Raw genomic sequence first — 18,554 nt, 5'->3', positions numbered from 1 at the left:
ACGGGGGGATGTCAGCCGCCGCGCCTACTCTGCTGGTAAACGTCCGCAACACGGGGGTGATCAGGCATGGTCCTGAAGCTCGACGAGACACAGACTCAGAACCTGAGGACTCTCCTCAGTGACGCCAAGGACCAGGGCGAGGCAATCTGCACGAGCATCCACGGCGACTACGCAGGTGTGGTCGGTGCGAGCTGGCTGGGTGGCGCGTCGACCGCCGCGCTCGGCAAGCAGGACGAGATGCTCAACTTCTGGAAGAGCCAGCTGGCTCCCATCCTCGACACCCTGGTCAACGGCATCACCGGCACCACGAACCTGTTGACCAACCAGGATCTGGACAGCCAGAACGTCATCAACGCCATCGCTCCGGGCTCCGGGGGCATGAACTTCGGCCGGCTCGGCGGAACCGCGTCCGTCTGACGGCGCCGGCAGCTTCGGAAGGGGACAGACATGGTTTTGCGTTACGACGGCACGGTGGGCGACACCGGCTCGACCAACATCACGAAGTCCGGCGAACTGATCCAGCTGTTCGAGCAGTTCAAGAACAAGGCCAAGGCCATCCTGGCCGACGACTGGAACGGTGCCGCGGCCACGGCGTTCGACGAGGCCCAGGAGATCTGGAACCAGCGCGTCAACAACTACGCCAGCACGCACCAGGACATGGGTAACGCCGTGATCAAGGCGGCGGAGAACGCGTTCGACAAGGACCTGCAGGCGAGGGGCTTCTTCAACATCTGAAGCCGACATCGCCGAAGCCGGTCCCGGAGCGTGTCCGCGCTCCGGGACCGGCTTCTCTGGCGCTTGGCACGTCCGAGGAGGGAATCGTTGTGCGGCAGGGGATCAGGACCGCTTGCGGCGGTCGCTGAACAGTTCGACCGGGGGCTCGGGACGCTCGTCCTCCGGCCGGTCCTGGGGCACGACCGCGAGTCCGGTTCGCCAACGGCGGCGACGGCCACGCGGTCCGAACACGACGATCGCGGTCACCAGCACCACGAGCGCGAACCCGGCGGCGGCCAGGATGAGGGCCCACTCGTCGCTGCGGTTCTCGGCCGCCTGGCGCGCCGCGACCGCCGGGTCGACGACGACGGGCGTGAGCGGCGGAAGCGTCACCGGGTTGCCGGCGACCACGTCGTCCGACACGGCCTGGTACGGGTTGACGACCCCGAAGCCGTAGTACGCGCTTCCGGTGCCTTCGGGAGCCGGGGTCGCGGTGGCGTACAACCGCTGCACAACGTCCGTGGTGGACAGTTGCGGCCGGTAGGAGCGCACCAGCGCGACCGTCGCGGCGACGTAGGCGGTGGCGACCTGCGTGCCGGAAGCCATTCCCAGTCCCGAGCCCGGGTAGGTCGTGATCACGTTGGCGCCCGGCGCCACCAGGTCGACGGCGCCGGGCCGGGTGCTGGCCAGTGCGAGACCGTTCTCGCCGATCGCGCCGACGCCCACCACGCCGTCGTAGGCGGCCGGGTACGGAACCAGGCCGGGGGGTTCGTTGGACGCGGCTTCGCCGACGGCCGCCACCACGACGATGTTGCGCGACAGCGCGCGTTGCACCGCGCCGCGCAGTGCCGCGCTGTCGTCGTAGGTGATGGTCGGGACGGCGATGACGCTCGCGCCGCGGTCGACGGCCCAGTTCACCGCCGCCGCGAGGGTCTCCGGCGCCACGGTGTCCCTGGGATTGCGGTTGGACGGGTACTGGTCGCCGACCACCTTCGCGGACAGGATCTGGGCTCCGGGCGCCATTCCGTGGAAACCCACGGCCTGGCTGGGCTGGGCGGCGATGATGCCGCTGACACCGGTTCCGCTGCCGAGGCAGTCCGGCAGGCCGCTCTGCTGGCCGGTGCCGGGTGGCGCGAAGTTCGCCCGTTCCGCGATGCGCCCGGCGAGCAGCGGGTTGTCGGTGATGCCCGTGCTGAGCACCGCGACGCGCTGCCCGGCTCCGGTGCTCAGCGGCCACACCCGATCGGGGGCCAGCATCTGCTGGGACCAAGGAACGGGAACCAAAAGGTCTCCCGGAACGACACAGTTCTGCTGGGCCTGCGCGGCCGGCGGGCTCACCGTGACCACGGCGAGCGCGGTGACCGCGGCGGCCAGTGCCGATCGAAGACGCTTGGCGTGCACGGGCCGCATGCTATCGGAGTGCCCGTCACATGTGGCAATGTCGCCACTGTGCCGGGTGGACGAAGGGATGGGAGGTAGCAGTGGAGTTCCCCGCCGACAGAGTGGATCCGGTCTTCCAGGAGATGCTGGAGGAACTGCAGCAGGCGACGGCGAACCTGCCCGCGGCGCAGCAGCGGATGCTGGAGATGACCGGCATCGCCTGGTCGCCGGACCGCACGGTCAAGGTGGTCGTCGGACCTCGCGGTCAGCTCGTCGACCTCGAGATCGATCCGCGGGTGTTCCGCAAGCCGGATGCGGCCGCGCTGCAGGCCATGATCCTCGAAGCCTCCGCGGAGGCCGTGGCCCAGGTGCAGGCCCAGATCCAGGAGCTGATGGCCGAACACTTCTCACCCGCGTTCAGCGAGCTGCAGGAACAGGTGCAGCCCGAGCGGGCCGGGGCGATGGACTACCTCCACCGTCCCGACGCCGAGATCTACGCCGAGCGTAAGGCCGAGCGGAAGGCAGAGCGATGAGCGGTAGCTTCGTTTCGATGAACACCAGCGCCTACGAGATCGCGTCGCTGGCCGGGCAGCAGAGCAACGTGGGCAGCGAGTTCGCGGGTCGCGCCGAGGTGGCCAAGGGGGAGCACGCCAAGCTCGCCACCACGGACACCTTCGGGAACGACAAGATGGGCCTCCAGTTCAAGGCGAACTACGACGAGGACGACAACCCGAACAAACTGCTGTCAGCCATGGGTAAACTCGGCACCCAGCTGGAGGAGATCGGCCAGCAGGTGAAGCGGGCGGCGTTGCACCAGAACGACGGCGAGCTGGAGAACGTCAAGACCGTGAACGACGTCCAGACGTAGCTTCTTCTTTTCCAGCAGGGTTTTCAGTGGTGGTGACGCGAGTGGGGGAGGTGTTCGGTGAGTAGTCCTACGGACGACTGGACCGAAGCCTTCGCCACCGCGATGATGGACTTCGCCGGTCAGGTCGACAAGTTCATCGAGGCCTGGGAGAACTTCCTGGGCGTCACCCTCGTGCCGGTCAAGACCACCACCCTGATCCGGGGGTTGTTCGGCGAATACCCGAAGGCCGACCCGGAGAAGATCGTCGAGGTCGTGAAGTTCTGGGCCGACCAGCAGGCGGCCGCCTACGACTTCCAGATCGCCGCGTCGAAGCTGACCGAGCAGATCCAGCAGGTCTACCAGGGTGCGGCGCCGGCCGAGTACGGCTCGATGATGTCGCAGTTCGCCACCACGGTGATGCAGCTGGGCGACAACCACCGCCAGATGATGGAGGCCGCCCAGAAGTACCTGCAGACCGTGGTGCTGACGAAGAACAGCTACCAGCTCAACCTCGCGATGATGGCGTTCGAGCTCGGCCGGGCGCTGTTCATGGCTCTGCCGACCTGGGGCACGTCCCTGATCGAGGTGCCGGTCGTCATCACGACGGTGTCGTTCACGCTTCGCCGCCTGGTCATGGAGGCCTTGAACCAGATCAAGGACTTCGTGATCCGGCTCGCCCTCCGCGAGTTCACCTGGGCCGGCGTCCGGACCGGCGTGCTCCACGGGCTGACCGACGGCCTCGAACGCCTCGGCAGCGGCCTCCTCCACGCGGGAGCCGCCGGAGCGCGGCGCGGCGGACAGGCGCTCGGCCGCATTCCGACGGCGATCGCCCACCTCCCGCAGAGCCTCCGGTTGACGAACGTCGCGGGGCGCTCGGCCGCGCGTGAGGTCCAGCAGAACCTGATCCGGCAGGCGCTGCAGAACACCGCCGGCCGTCAGCTCGGCTTCCGGGAGCTTCGCAACCTCGGCAGCAGCGCGGTGCAGCGGGAGATCGCGCTGCAGCTCGGGCGTGGGTTCCGCGGGGAGGCGGTCGCGGCGGGCGCCCGGGTGCCCGCCGGCATGCGCGGGTTGATCGACGACGCCGTGAAGAACGCGATCCGCGTCGAGGGCATGACGGCCAGGAACGTCCTGGGCAAGCGGGTGATGGGCTACGGCCTGCGCAGCGCGGCGATCTACGGCGTCATCCCCGATGTCGCGGCTCAGGTCAAGACCGATCTGCAGCTGCAGGAGTTCGGCAAGCTCAAGGACGGCTCGGAGATCGGCGGTGATTTCTCCTGGAACGGGATGAACACCCTGGGCGCCTTCGCCGGCGCCGCTCTCGGCGGCGCGCCGCTGGGTCTGGCGACGAAGCTGCCGGGCTACCTGGCGACGGGCGCGATCGGCGGCGTGGCCGGTCAGTTCGGTTCGGTGGCGTTCACCAACCCCGAAGCGTTCAAGGGATTCGGGAAGAGCCTCGCGGAGTTCGTGACCACCGGCGAGTGGAACGAGTACGGGGTCGACAACAACGGGAACGTGGTGCCGGCCGGGGCGCAGCGTGGTGGCGCCGACAACCCGCTCGGCTGGGAGGCGATCAAGCAGGCAGCGTGGGGTGGTGCCGTCGGTGGTGCCTGGGAGAAATACATCGGTGAGGCGAGCTGGAGGGAAGCGGGAACCAACTTCCAGGTCTTCAACGCCGGCCTGGACCACCTGACGAACATCGACTACACCCGGTTCGTCGCGCCGTCTCCCACCGCGACGCCGTCGACGGTCGGCGCCTGGGGCGGCTACCAGGACCCCGGGCCCGCGGCCGGCGCGGGGTCCTCGGGCGGTACCGGAGGCGGCGGTTCCGGTGGTTCCGGCACCGCGGGAGCGCAGGGCGGGAGCGCCGCACGTGGCGGCTCCACGGCTGGAGGCGACACCGGGACGCGTGCCCAGTCGCCGGGCCAGGGCGGGACCACTCGAGCGGAGGGCGGCAACGGCTCGGGCGGGCGGCAGACCGACAGCGGCAACACGGCGCAGCGGTCCACTCCGGACGATTCGGCGCGGCGGTCCGCTCCGGACGAGGGCGCGCGGCGGTCCACTTCGGATGACGGCGCGCAGCAGGGCGGCCGGACGGACGGCGCCGACAGCGGGCGGCGGTCCAGTGAGGACAACGCAACGCCGGAACGGCGTCAGGCGGCCGCCGGCCAGGGGGCCGATGCCGGAACCGGGGCGCGCGGCGGTGAGTCCGGCGCGGACACCGGCCGCGACACGGCGGGCGACAGCAGCCAGGCGAACCAGGGCGACGCCGGCAGCGGACGGCAGAGCGAGGGGCAGGGCCAGCGCGGCGACGGCCAGGGTGCCGGCACGGGCCGGGCGGGCGACCAGGCCGGGGACCCGCGTCAGCGCGGGGACGGGCAGCCGGCCAACACCGGTGAACAGGACGAGGGACGTTCCGCGGATGGCGGGCGGACTGGTGAGGACCAGGCCGCGAGCGCGGGCAGTCAGGGCGACGGCCGGAGCGCGGATGGCGGCCGGACCGGTGACGACCACCGCACCACCGGCGAGGAAGAACACGAGAGCGGCCTGAAGGTCACCGACCGCCGTGCGGCGGGTGACGAGGTCCCCGGTCTCGACGAGCAGCGCCACCGCACGCCGGACGACCAGATCCCCGAAAGCGAACGGGAGCCGGCCGGTCCCAAGACCAGCGACCACCGGTCCGAAGCGGCGGGCGTCCAGCGCTTCGCGAGCCCCCAGACACCGGAGTCCACAACGGAGTGGCCCGACGCGGCGAAGTCCGTCGTGGCCCGGTTCCTGGAGGGCTTCCAGCCGGACGGTCGCATCGCGCTGGACAAGAACACCGGCGTGTTCACCCTCACCTCCGCCGACGGTCAGGTCGTGCAGGTGCGGGTCGTGCTCGACAGCACCCTGCCCGCCGAATCGGTCGAGGTGCACGCGGGGCGGTTCGAGGGCAACGTCCAGGTCGCCCCTGCCGTGCTGCACGTGTCCACGCACGTTTCACTGGACCGGGCGCAGATCGTAAAGCGCAGGCTCGTGCCGCGGCTCCGCCAGCCACGCGAGTACGTCGAGGAGGTGTCGACCCTCGGCAGGAACGCGCAGTTCGCGCTCGGCCAGGCGATGGGGCACCTGTTCGCGCAGTCGCCGGTGGTCCGGCCGGACTCGGTGTCCGCCGCGCACGGCCGGTCGGTCCCGCGGGGCGGCATGACGCGGCACCCCGAGGGGACGCACTGGCGCGCGTTGCCCCGTTCGCTGAGCGCGGGTGAGCCGGGGCAGGGCAATCCGGCGACCGAGGAGAACCTCGCCGGCGAGCTGCGCCACCGCCAGGAGAACCCGGTGCCCGCGGACTCCACCGCCCTGCCCGACCGCGGCCGGCTGCGGGCGCTGACCGGTGATCCGGGCGATGGCACGATGCTCGCCCACTTCGACGGCGGTACCCGCATCGCGTTCGACGTCGGGCTGGACGGGCGGGTCCCGGCCGGGACCGTGCACGTCGACCCAGGTTCCTGGATCGTGGGCGCGGACGGCACAGCGCGGCAGGTCGCCGAGGGGACGATCCTGATCGGCGAGGGCACGACGGCCGACCAGGTCGGCGCCCTGCTGGACGACGGGGTGCGGGCGCTGGCGCTCGGCGTTCCGGGGCTGGACCAACCGCACCGCGCGGTCAGCCTGCGGCAGATCCAGCAGATGCCGACCGACCCGGTGCAGCGGACCGTCGGCACACTGCGCTCGGAGACGGCCGACCGCAGCGCAGCCGTCGGGAACCGGATCGAGGACTACTTCCGCGGCCTCGGCCGGAGCGCCGATCCGGTCACGGTGCTCACCCCGAGCACGCCCGCGCTCGGTGACGCGATGCCGTTGCAGCTCAACGGGAACCAGCCCGTTCTGCCCGGCCGTGCCGAGATCGGTGCGCGGACCGTGCACCTGTTCTACGACGACGTCGACCTCGACGTCGCACCGGTGGTGGACTCCGAGCTGCCGGCAGGCACCTACGTGGTGGTCCCGCCACGGGTGAACGCCGAAGGCGTGCAGGTCAACCCCGCGCAGATCCGGATTTCGGGCCAGGCCCCGGCGGACTCCGCCCAGCAGCGGTTCGTGGTGAACATGCTGTTGCGCCAGGCGCTCGGCACGCTGCACGAGATGGTGGGCGGTCTGGGGCACCTCTCCGACGGCGCCGTCGCCGTGCACATGGATCCCGCGCTCCGCCCGGTGACGCACGCGGTCGCGACGTCGGTGCGAGGCGCGCGGCTTGTGCCCGACCCGCTGGCGCCGGAGCGTGCCGCGGGTGATCCGGTGCTGTACTCGGTCCGGATGCCCGAACCCGCGACCTTCGCCCACGACACCGCCGCGGTGCTGCAGGCGCTCGCGGACGCCGGGCTGCGCCTGGACACGACCCGGCTCGCCTGGGACAGCGACGACCCCGGGGTCCGGACCGAGTGGACCCGCCCGGAATCGGGCGAGCGCATCGTGCTCCGTTTCGAGACACCCGACTCGGTTGCCGCGCGCGCACACCTCGCCCAGCTGGACAACGCCTCGCCGGAGCAGCGGCGGGAGGTGCTGGGCGCCTCGGTCGCGCCGCACGGCGTCGACGGGATCGCGCTCCCCGAGGTCGCGGGCACGCGGCCCAACGCCTGGGACGCCCCGGACGTGCTCGATCACCCGAAGCGTCCGTCCCTCGGCAACATCAGCCTCTCCGCCGACGTCCGCGACCAGATCGCGGACGACCACGGCCCGGCGGCGACGGATCCGCGCAAGCTCCGCGTGGCGGGCCGGTGGTTCGACGAGGGCGCCGATCCGCGGACGCAACTGGGCGCCCTCGCCCGTGACGTCGCCCGCAGGCCGGACTGGGTGCGCTGGGACGCGGACTCGAACCGGTGGTTCGTGCGGGGCGAGCGCGACGGTCTCGTCCTCAACCTCGACCTCGACGAACAGGGCAACATCCTGCGGGGCCACCCCTCGCCGGGCCCGCACACCGAGTCCGGGCGGCCTGCTCCCGGCGCCGCGGGCCAGTGGCTCTCGCCGCTCGTGGCGGCTGTCGGCGCCGCCGAGGGCGCCCTGCTCCTGCCCGAGGCCGTCGCGTCGCTGAGCGAGCTGGGCGCCGGGGGCCCGATCCGGTACCTCGTCCACGTCGCCGAGGCCGGTGACACCCGGACCGTCCTCGATTCCCTGGAGGGCAACGGCTTCCGCTCCGCGGGGCGGACGACGGACGGGTACGTCGTCGTCACCCACCAGGAGTCCGGTCAGGTCCTGCACCTGCGGTTCGAGGGGCCGGTGACCGCGCCGGCCGACGACCGGGAGACGGGGGTGCCGGCCGTCGGCGAGGCGGTGCGTGCGGTCCCCGGCGCGGCGGTGACGACCGGCGACCCGCTGAACTACACGGTCACGGTCGCTGACGACTCGTTCGCCGACGGCGCGCAGGCGGTGATCGACGACCTGGCGCAGCGGGGGCTCACGCTGCGCGACGCGGACATCGCGTGGGGCCGCCGTGGTGACCACGGCTGGCGCACCACGTGGCGGACGCTGGGCGGCCGCACCCTCACGATCCGCTTCACGACGCCCGAAGCGGTGGCGCACACCGAGCGGGTGGCCGAGATCGACCGTCGCCTCGCGGAGCTCGACCGCGCCGATGTCCTCAAGCGACGGTGGCTCACGGCACGCAGGCTCGAGGTCCTGCGCACCGCGCCGGTGCCCGCGGACGCCGACCGGCTGCGCCTGCCGGAGAACCCGAGCGCCGGTGTTTCCGTGCACCACAACGCCGGTCAACCGCCGGTCGTCGTGCTCGACGGCGACGGCCGGTCCAGCCCGGAGGAACTGGCGCGGCACGTCGCGGCCCAGCTGCGGGCCGACGACAGCCCGTGGGCGGGCGAGGACGTGCTCGTCACGGTCGCGGCCGACGTCCCGCGCGACGCACTCACCGGTGATCCCCGCGTGTTCGGCCGCACGCTCGCCGCCGAACTCGGGCTGGCGCTGGACGATCAGGGTGCAGAGGGGACGTCCTGGATCCACGGTGTGCTGCCGAACGGGTGGACCGCTCCCGCCTACCCCGGTTCGAGCGTCTCGGTCGCGGACGACGTGGTCGGCGCAGTGGTGGCCGCGGCGGGCGAAGACGCCACGGCGGACCGCGTGCGGGAGGCGGTCCTGGCGGTCGCCGGCGAACCCGAGGAGATCCTGTCGCCGGCGCGCGGGCTGTTCGGCGCCTTCGAGGTTCGCGGCACCCACGACGGTCTGACCCTCACGGCCGTCGTCCGCGCCGACGGTTCGGTCGAATCCGCCGCGGTGGCGGCGAGCGCCGCGCCGCGGACCGCGTCGGAACTCGACGCGGTGATGCGATGGTCTGCCGCGCTGGACGGCCACGAGGTGCGTGGTGACGCCCTGCGTGACCTGGTGGGGCACCTGGAGCCGGAGGAGCAGACCGCGTTGCTCCGCGCCGGGATCACCGGGCAGCAGCTGTTCGAGACCGGCCGCTACCAGCGCCACTGGGAGGGCAGGGGCTGGCCGTACACGGACTCGGCGCTGCTGCGGGTCGCCGAGAACGACGCGAAGGTCGTCAACGCGGCCGTGGCCGGGCAGGCACTGCCCGGGCTCGACGACCTGACCCGGGTCTCGGGCAGGCAGGGCACGTTGCGCGGTGGCGTGTTCGAGGGACCCGACGGCCGTTGGTACGTCAAGGCGCCGGGCACCGCGGAGCAGGCGGAAGTGGAGGTGCTCGCCGGGACCCTGTACCGGATGGTGGCCGACGCCGTGCGCGCCGAGACCGGTATCGACGCCCCCGTGCCGGAGACCAGGCTCGTCCGGCTGGACGGGCAGTTCGGCGAGAACCGGCCGGTCGCCATCGCGAGCCGCTGGGTGGACAACACCGGTGCGCTGACGGACTTCGCCGCGCTGGACGAGCAGCACCAGCGGGCGTTCTGGGCGCTGTTCGGCGCCGACGCCTGGCTCGCCCACTCCGACCTGTACGGCTTCGAGGGCCGCAACGTCGTCATGACCGCGAACGGCCCGATGCGCGTGGAATTCGGCGGCACCATGACGCACGCGGGCACGGGTGAACCGAAGAGCGCGATCGCCGGTCACCTGCCGTTCGGCGACACGGTCGACGAGGCGGACCACCTCCGCTCCCCGGTGCGCAGTCCGCAGACGGCCGAACTCTTCCGCGGCATGCCCGCCGACCTCGAACGCGCGTCGGTGCGCGCGGTCACGTCGATCAGCGACGACGTGATCCGGCAGACCGTGCGCGGCACCGTCTCCGATCCCGTCCTGGCCGGACAGCTGGCCGAGACCCTGATCGCCCGCCGCGACGATCTGGCCGCCCGCTACCCGGATGGCGGCACCGCCGAGCGGACGCAAGCGCCGGACACCGTGCGGGACGACCGGGAGCCGGTCGACGTCGGCTTCCTCGAGCGCCTGGTCGCGGCGGAACAGGATGGCGGCGACTCGGCGCGGCCGATGCGCGAGTTCGCCGGGGGCAAGGTCGCGGCCTTCGTGGCCGCGCGCATGGGCGTTCCGGGACAGGTGACCCTCGTCCGGGTCGACGGCGAGCAGACCGGCGAGGTGCCCGGGCACTTCACGCTGCGCCGGGCCGACGGCACCGACGTCGCCGTGGTGCGGCTGCACCACGACCACGCCGCGCTGCGGGCCGAGCTCGACGTCGTGGGTCCTGCCCTGCCGGTCGTGCTCGTCGGGAAGGCGGCGCTCGGCGACGCGGTCGTCGGCATTGCCGTCGCGCCCCTCGACGGTCACCGGACCGTGGCCGAGACGGTCGAGGCCTTCGCCGACGGCACCCGGCCGAGCGCTTGGACGGGCCCGGGAGTCGCCGATCACCCGCACTACCCGAACCTGACCCGGCTGCGGGTGGAGCCCGACCGGATCACACACATCTTCGACAGCGACGCCACCGGCGGCGGGCACCGGTCCGGCCAGGGGGTCCGCGGCAAGACCGAGTTCCCGGCGCGCTGGGGGAACGACGACGCCGTACTCGAGATCATCCAGGGCGTCGCCCGCCACCCCGACCGCGTCGAGTGGGAGCCGGAACGCGGCGGTGTCTGGCAGGTCGAAGGCCTGCGCGACGGGGTCGTCGTCCGGGTGGTCGTGCGTCCGGACGGCTGGATCAGGTCCGCCTACCCGGTCGAAGGTGGCCGCGGTGTCGTCAAGAACCCGCTGGAACCGCCGCGTTCCAGCATCCCGTCCTCGATCCTGCCGGGCACGCTGCGGAAGCTCGTCGGGCGGCTGGGGCCGGACAGCCGGATGCCCGGCATCACGCCGTTCCCCCGGGAGTGGACCCGCGAACCCGGTGGCATCGAAGGGGTCCTGACCCGCATCACCGACGAGGCGATCCGGGCCGGCCGGATCGCCCCGTCGCCGGACGCCGACGACAACCGTGACATCGTTGACGCGCACTACGCCGGCACCGACGCCGAGTTCGACATCGACATCCACGTCGACCGGCAGAACCAGATCCGTGACGCCGTGATCCGTCCCGGCGGGCGCGGAGTGACACAGAACCCGCAGCGGGGAGAGGGGGGCGGCGGTGGCGCTCGCCGAGGACGAGGTGGCCGCCCTGGTGGCGGCCCTGCCGGAGCGGTTCGCGGATCGTCTGGCACCGGAGGAGCTCCGGAAGGTGCAGCAGGACCGCGACGCGGGGGAGTGGCTGGAGACCGTCCAGGTGCTGATCAACCTGCTGGCGCGGACGGACAGTCCGGTGTCGACGCGGGAACGGGCGCAGCTGAGGGAACTGCTGCGGACGTTCGCGGAGCCGGGTCAGCCGGAGTGGCTGGCGACGACGCTGGACGAGCTGAACAACGCGTTGACGGCGCTGACCGAGGTGCCCAGCCTGAGCGGTCCGCAGATCGAGGAGAAGGCCGCGACGCTGCGGGAGACGTTCGAGGAGCGGATTCCGGAGACGGACCGCTGGGAGATCGAGGACGAGCCGGACTGGCGGGAGCTGACGCTGGCGACGGTGCGGCTGCTGGCGCGGCACGGGATTCCGGTGACGGCGGAGGAGCGGCGGACGCTCTGGCTGCTGCTGGACGCGATGGATCGGTCGCGACAGGGACTGGTGCGGATCCCGCGGCGCTGATCGCCGGAACGCAGCCGGTCACCGAGCTCGGCGACCGGCTGCGGCAGGCGCTGGCGGACTTCGGCAAGAGCGGCGCGCGGGCGATCGCCGACGCGCTCGGGGTTTCTCCATCCACTGTGGAGGAAAGGTTCGATCGGCTCGCGGCGAGCGCGTTCGCATTGGGAGAGCAGGGGATCGTCCAGGCCTTCCCGGGCGATGACGGCGCCTGGGCGCGGTTGACGCCGTACGTGACGGCCGCGAGCGTGTACGACGCGGAGACCGGCCGGGTCGGATTGCGCCTCGGTGTCCCGGCGGCCGAGCTGGTCACGGAGCTCGCTCGCGGTGTCGTCGCGTCGCTGCGGCCGACCACGGTGGCCGAAGACGTGCGCGCTCTCGATTCCCGCGACCCCGCGGCGGTCCGGAGGCTGACGGGCCGTCGGCGCGCCGGCGACCACCGGGTCGTCCTGGCGTGGTTCGACGCGTTCGACGGCCCGCGGCAGGACGTCCTCGCGGACGTGCGGGCACGGGAAGCCGGTGTGCTCGGCGCAGCGCCCCAGCTGGATTTCCACGACCGGATCGACCACGTGGGCGAGGTCCTGTCCGCTGTGGACGGCGGGCGGTCCGTGCCCGAGCCGAACCTGGGCGCCGAGAACCGTGCCGGACGGTCGCTGCGGGTCGCTCTGCCGTACGCGTCCGCCGTCGTGGTGACCGCCCCCGACCAGAACGGGATGGCCGATTCGGTCGAGCGCGCGTTCGCCGGTGCCGGTGTGCACGCCGAACGGGAGGCGCACGGCGGCACGACCACGTGGACGGTGACCGACCAGGGTGTGTCGTGGCGGCTCACGGTCCGCGTCGACCCGGTGGCCACCGAGCCGTCGGTCACGGTGCCCCCGCCGCGGTTCGACGGGTCCGGGTGGGTCCAGGACCCGGTCGTGGCGGTGATCCCGCCGGTGCCGGTGCACCCCGCGTGGCAGGCGGAAGTGGCCACGGCGCTGGTCGGATCGCTCCTGGCGCAGGTACCGCCCGCCGTCAACGGCCTGGCTGCCGAGGTGACGACGTCCACGGAGTGGCCGGTCCTCGCCACCCGGGAGATCACCGCGCCCGAAGCCAGTGCGGTCACGGCCGACCCGTCCGTGGTGCTCGACGTCGACCCCGCGGTGGCCTTCGACACCCTCGACGGCACTGTCGCGCTCGACGTCGCCCCGTCGCAGCCCTGGTTGACGACGTCCGCCGACCCGGCGCTCGTCGCCGAGACGATCAACCGGGTGCTGCCCGACACCGGCGCCCGGGACGTCACGTTCGACGGCGCCACCGTGACCGGGTTCTTCGGCCGGGAGGGTTTCGGCTTCACCGTGCGGGTCGACCCGGCCGCGACCCACGCGCACGCGACCCTGCCGAACCTCCGGTTGCGCGTCGACCCCGCCGCGGACCCGGCGACCCGTCTGCGCGACGGCCGATGGGAGCAGTCCCGCCCGGTGGAGATCGTGCTGCCCGCGGTGCCCGTCGAGCCGGGTGCGCGGGACGCGCTGGTCGTGTCCGCTCTGCTGGACGCACAGACGATGGCCGGTCTGCCCGCGGCGCAGGTCGCCGGGAACCTGCGGTCGGTCGAGCCGCCGTCCGTGCTTGGTGTCTCGGTGGACCTTCCGTCCGGTGCGCCCGTTGCGGTCCCACCGCTGCAGGGCGAGCAGACCGTGGTCACGTTGCCGGGCCGGGACAGGGTGGTGGGCGTGTGGGTGCCCACCGAGTCATGGCGGACCCGCACCGCGGACGTGTTCCCGATCGAGAACACGCTGCTGGACATGCTGGCGTCCGCCGACTGGGCCGGTGACGTCCGTCCCGACCCGCGGGGCGACGGCACGACCTGGCTGCTCGCCGGCCGCGACGGTGGACCGGTGCTCCGGTGGCGTCTGCGCGTCGATCCGGGCGCCACCACGGCTCGGCTCGTGCGGCCGGGACTGGATCTACGCGTGGACGTCGCGGCCGCCGCCGGGGGTGAGCCGGGGACACGGCTGTCCGACGGGCGCTGGGTGCAGGACGGCGTCGTCGAGGTCGTCGTCCCGCCGATGCCGGCCGAGCCTTCCTGGCAGCGCCGGGCGCTCGTCCCGGTCGCGGTCGCGCTGGGGCTCACCGCGCCCGAAGCGGTACGGTCCGCGGTCGAGGACCTGCGCGGGCAGTGGGCGGTGGAGCTGCCGGCGGCGGCCGACGTCGCCGCGGGGACGTTCGCGGGCGTGACTCCGGACGCGACGGCGGTGCCGTCCTCGATCGCCGTGCTGACGACGGGGGCGTCGGAGATCGGGCTCGCGGCCGCCCCGGTGGACGCCACCGCCGATCCGGACCGGGTCGCCCGGGCCGTCGACGAGGCGTTCACCGCCGCCGGGATCCGCACCGAGACCGCCACGCGACCCGACGGGACCACGATCCGCACCCTGCGAGCCGACGGGTTGCGCTGGCAGTACCAGGTGCGCGTCGACCCGGACGCGACTGCGCCGCACGTCCACGTCCCGGCCGTCGAACTGCACCTCGACCAACGGTTCACCGCCGGCCACGGCCGGTCCGGCAGCCACCTGGCAGACGGCCGGTGGGTGCAGAGTGCGCCCGTCGAGCTCGTCGTGCCGCCGGTGACCGACGCCGCCGCGCTCGCCGCGCTGGTCGCCGAGACGGTCGAGCGGGTGAACGGCCACGTCCTCGGCGACGTGTGGTTCGTCGGCAGCGCAGTGTCCGAAGGGACGCTGCCGCAGCCGGGTGACCTCGTCCCCGCCGCGTTCCCGGTCGTCACCTCGCTCGCCGCCTCCCGCGCGGAGATCGGGGCGTTCGCCAAGCAGGGCAGCCCCGCGATCGCCGAGGCGCTCGGCGTCACGGTGGACGAGGTCGAACGCCGCATCGACGAGAAGCTCGCGTCGGCCTTCGACCTCACGCCACGCGGCATCGCCCGCGCCTTCGACGGCGACCAGGGGGCGTGGGACCGGCTGACCCCGTACCTCGACGCCGCCGCGGTCTACGACTGGGCGTCCGGCCGGGTCGGCCTCGCGCTGGGCACCACGCTGGACGTGGTGGCGGCCGGTCTGGTCAAGGAGGTCGTCACCTCCTTCCGCGAGTCACCCGCCGACGCGGCCCGGACCGCCACCGGTTCCCCGGCGGACCTGCTGATGGAGCGGGAGATCGCCGACCACCAGGCCGTGCTGGCCTGGACCCAGGCCCTGGACGGACCACTCAGCGCCGAGCTGGCTGAGGTGCGTTCCTGGACGCCGGAGCTGCTGACCGAGGTGCTGCAGTGGCGGTACCCGTCCACTGTGGACCACGTGGACCGGTTCACCACGGCGATCCGGGAGGGCACCTCCGTCGTCGAGCCGAGCCTCGGCCGCGAACGCGCGAACAGGCAGGTACTGGCGCAAGCCGTCCGCGGGCGGCTGCCCGGCGCTGTCGTCGACGTCGAACCGCGGCAGTCCGGGATGACGATCCGGGTGACCACGGCCGATCGCGACCTGACCATCACCGTCCGGGAGGGGAACGGCCGGGTCGACCTGGAAGCACTGCGGGAACGCCTGACCGGCGCCGGGACGGTCCGCGGTGAGGTCGCGCTCGAATTGCCGCTGGCCCGATTGGGTGAGCTGGTCGTACCGGTCCTCGGGGAGATCACCGCCGCGCTCGTGGAGCCTCCCGCGCCGGACGCGGCCCAGCGCGCCACCACGCCTGGCATCGACCGGACCGAACTCGAAGAGATCGCTCACCGCGGGATCAGGCGCGCGGGTCTGTCGGGCTACGTCCAGGACCTCGACGTCGTCCCCGTCGCCGGTTCCGACGGCGTAGCGGTGATCGGCACGGACGCCGCGGGTGCGTCGTTCAGGTTGGTCATCACCGCTCCGCTCGAGACCTCGCCGGTGGCGCTGCGCCTGTCCACCGGCCATCCGGCCGTCCACCGGCTCGAGGTTTCCCCCTTGCTGCTCGTCCCGGGCGGGCTTGAGCTTGAGGTCGCAGTGGCTCTGCAGGCGCTGGTCGCGTACCGGGCCCTGGTGACGGGCGAAGGTGATTTCCCGTCGCCGCGCGAACGGGGACCGCGGATCCCCAGCGGGTGGATCTCGGCGTGGGACCTGGGGCAGGTACTCGACGACGTAGCACGGGACGTCGCCGCGGCGGCGCCGCTCATCGACGCGGTGGAACCGGTCGGCGAGAGGCAGTCGCCCTCCGGCCGCCGCTCCGGGGCGCACTTCGCCCTCGAAGTAGGCGCGTTCGGCCGGAACTTGATGACGCTTGGTGACGACGGGGACCTCGCCGGCTGGGCCAAGGACGTCAGGGAAATCCACCGCTACATGGTGGCGTTCGACGAGTGGTTCCTCCATCAGGAACCGGAGCTCGTCGTCCGCGCGAACCCCGCGCCGGCGTCGTCGTTGCTCGAGATCTTACGCGGGCAGCGCGTCTTCGCCACCTGGATGCGCGAGATCGGCGGGCCGCTCGACCGCCGGTACCTTGGCCGGGTACCGGCCCGGGGCAGGTTCGCCCAGGCGCACCTGGTCGCCGCGCTGGGACGGCACATCGGCCCCGAGCACGTCGACCGCTGGATCCCGGCGGCTCAGCAGCTCCTCCCGGTAGAGTCCGGGCTACCGTCTTTCGAGGACGGTCTCTCCGTCGGCGACCTGGTCGACCTCGCCACCGTCGCGCACGGCTCCGGCGGTGAAGTGGCCCTGGTGGCCAGGATCCTCACGGGCGTCGAAGAAGCGTTGCGGGTGCCCGGGGTGACCGGAGCGGAGCGCGAGGCGCTGGCGGAAGTCGCGACACGTGCGCGGCGGCTCGACGACGTGGTGCACGCCGCCGAGGGCGGCGTGCTCGACGCAGTCGCGCGCGCACTGGCGGACCTGCGCGGGAGCCTGCGTGACCTGGCCGCTCACGGCATCGACGTCTCGTCGCCGAAGTGGACGGCGGCCACCCCGCGAACCACCGCCGGCGAAGCCGTGCTGCCCGCCGCGCCGCCGAAACCCGCCATGGGGGAGAACCTCATGGGAGGCGGTTCCGGCCAGTGGGGCTCGCAGCGGCCGACCGTGTGGGAGCGAGGGTTCAAGGCGCTCGGGAACGCCATCGTCCTCGGCGGCCTGGCGAGGGGCCTGCCGGCGGCGGCCGGGATGCTGCGTCATTTCCTCGGCAATTCGGGCCGTGACTTCGTGGTCCAGCCCGATGTCCTGCTGAACGAAATCCCCGGCCTGCGTGAGCGCGTGACGCACCGGGTGCGCTTCGAGGCGCTCCGGCTCGCCCAGGCCGCCGAGGCGCGTGGCGAGACCGGGACCTACACCTTTTCGACGCGCTGGTGGCGCTTCGAGCCCGAGTCGACCAAGGCCAGCCGCGACTGGTTCCACGCGGTCGGGACGTTCTACTACGCCGTCACCGGAGCGGTGACGGTAGGCGCGAACCCGGTCGGCGGGCGCCCCCAGGTCCAGGTGGAGTATCAGGTCCACGTGTACGACCGGTACAGCTGGCACGCCGGGCCGGGACTCGACCTCGGGAACTTCGCCATCCCCGCCCCGGTGTGGAAGACGTTGACGCGGATCGGGTTGGGAGACGTGCTCCGGCGCGCGGACCAGCCGGGACGCCTGCTCCGGATCGGGCCCTTCCCCAGCGGAAGGGCCCGGGTCGAGGACGAGGCGTGGCAGACCCTGCACCGCGCGGGACTGGCCCGGGAGTTCGACATCGTCGGCTCGTCCGGGCGGAAGGTCCACCACGGGACGATGGCGTCGCTGTACGACCTGGAGATACCGGCCGGCCGCGTCGCCTCGCGCTGGGAGCGCCTGCTGGACGACGTGCTGCGCCCGGTCCTGCCCCACGCGCTGCATCCGGACAAAGTCGAGCAGGTCGCCCGCACGTGGATCTACTACGCCGCTTCCGAGGACGGGAGTGCGGCCACGTGGATCAACCTCGACGCGGCTTCGCGGTCGGTTCTCGTCAGCCGCCCCGGTGACGACCCGGCCGGGGACTGGACTGCGCGGTTGCACTGGGACGAGGCGCAGGGCGCGTACGTCGGTGACGGCGGCCGGATCGAGCTCGTCCTCGACGGCAGGCGGACGAACGGTCTCGACGGCGTGGCCGACTCCCTGCGGGTCGCGTTCGCGGACGGCGGGCGGGGAACCCTGACCTTCCAAGGCGTGTACACACCGGACCGGATCGAGGCGAGCGAACCCCCCGCGCACTCGGGCATCGTCGGCACGCTGGACCGCATCGCCCGTTCCGCCGTCGGCCGCTACCGGTCGCGTGCCCGCGACGACTGGCACCGGCACGACCCGGTGCGCATCCCCGGACGCGACATCGCCCTGACCCCCGAACTACCCGACACCGGTCCGGCCACCGGCGATCCCGCAACGATCGACACGACGTTGGCCGATCTGTTCGGGGACGGCCTGCCGGAGGTCGTGAGCGCGCGGCGGGTCGCGGATCCGGCCGGTTCCGGCTCGCTCTGGCTCGTCCAATTGACCGGCGGTCCCGAGTTCGCGCTGCGGGTGACGTCCCAACAGGCGCTGACGGGTGCCTGGCTGCACGTCGCCCCCTTGAGCGTCTCGCGGCGGGTGGAGCAGCTCACCCCGGTGGAACTCGCCGTACCGCCGC

The 18,554-nt window shown here is 72.7% G+C and carries 6 protein-coding genes (1 of these 6 running past the window's edge); 5 read left to right on the top strand and 1 reads right to left on the bottom strand.

Annotated elements, in window-relative coordinates; all coding sequences use genetic code 11:
* The first annotated feature begins 66 nt into the window (after nt 1-66).
* Nucleotides 67-417: a hypothetical protein gene (locus AMYTH_RS0117505; RefSeq protein ID WP_027931427.1), complete on the top strand. Its 351-nt coding sequence runs from the start codon at nt 67-69 to the stop codon at nt 415-417.
* A gap of 30 nt (nt 418-447) precedes the next feature.
* Entirely contained in the window at nt 448-735 is a 288-nt protein-coding gene (locus tag AMYTH_RS0117500) for a WXG100 family type VII secretion target (RefSeq protein WP_027931426.1), read from the top strand.
* A gap of 102 nt (nt 736-837) precedes the next feature.
* Here AMYTH_RS0117500 and AMYTH_RS0117495 read toward each other — a convergent pair whose 3' ends face one another.
* Nucleotides 838-2,124, bottom strand: coding sequence for a S8 family serine peptidase (locus tag AMYTH_RS0117495; RefSeq protein WP_027931425.1), 1,287 nt, complete (start codon nt 2,122-2,124; stop codon nt 838-840).
* Between the two features lie 71 nt (nt 2,125-2,195).
* Here AMYTH_RS0117495 and AMYTH_RS0117490 point away from each other — a divergent pair, with 71 nt between their 5' ends.
* The 3 genes in view from AMYTH_RS0117490 to AMYTH_RS0117480 are tightly spaced (at most 57 nt apart) and all read left to right on the top strand, a layout consistent with a single transcriptional unit that may run on beyond the window.
* Nucleotides 2,196-2,627 carry a YbaB/EbfC family nucleoid-associated protein gene (locus tag AMYTH_RS0117490; RefSeq protein ID WP_027931424.1) on the top strand — a complete coding sequence of 144 codons (432 nt, stop codon included), beginning with the start codon at nt 2,196-2,198 and terminating at the stop codon, nt 2,625-2,627.
* A 17-nt stretch (nt 2,628-2,644) separates the two neighbouring features.
* A complete protein-coding gene (locus tag AMYTH_RS0117485) occupies nt 2,645-2,962 on the top strand; it encodes a hypothetical protein (protein WP_027931423.1) in 318 nt (105 codons plus the stop codon).
* A 57-nt stretch (nt 2,963-3,019) separates the two neighbouring features.
* A protein-coding gene (locus AMYTH_RS0117480) for a hypothetical protein (protein WP_157360623.1) crosses the window boundary here: on the top strand, nt 3,020-18,554 show its 5' portion. 40,421 nt of this gene lie beyond the right edge of the window; only the first 15,535 of its 55,956 coding nucleotides appear in the window; it begins with the start codon at nt 3,020-3,022; its stop codon lies off the right edge, out of view.

Origin of the sequence: Amycolatopsis thermoflava N1165, from assembly GCF_000473265.1 — a bacterium.
GTDB classification, from domain to species: Bacteria; Actinomycetota; Actinomycetes; order Mycobacteriales; family Pseudonocardiaceae; genus Amycolatopsis_E; species Amycolatopsis_E thermoflava.
Note: the sequence above shows the minus strand (reverse complement) of the source record. Positions and strands in the feature narration are given on the sequence as shown.

Excerpts from the sequence above, each read along its gene's own strand:
- AMYTH_RS0117505 (WP_027931427.1), top strand. The coding sequence starts at position 67 with ATGGTCCTGAAGCTCGACGAGACACAGACTCAGAACCTGAGGACTCTC.
- AMYTH_RS0117500 (WP_027931426.1), top strand. The coding sequence starts at position 448 with ATGGTTTTGCGTTACGACGGCACGGTGGGCGACACCGGCTCGACCAAC.
- AMYTH_RS0117495 (WP_027931425.1), bottom strand. The coding sequence starts at position 2,124 with ATGCGGCCCGTGCACGCCAAGCGTCTTCGATCGGCACTGGCCGCCGCG.
- AMYTH_RS0117485 (WP_027931423.1), top strand. The coding sequence starts at position 2,645 with ATGAACACCAGCGCCTACGAGATCGCGTCGCTGGCCGGGCAGCAGAGC.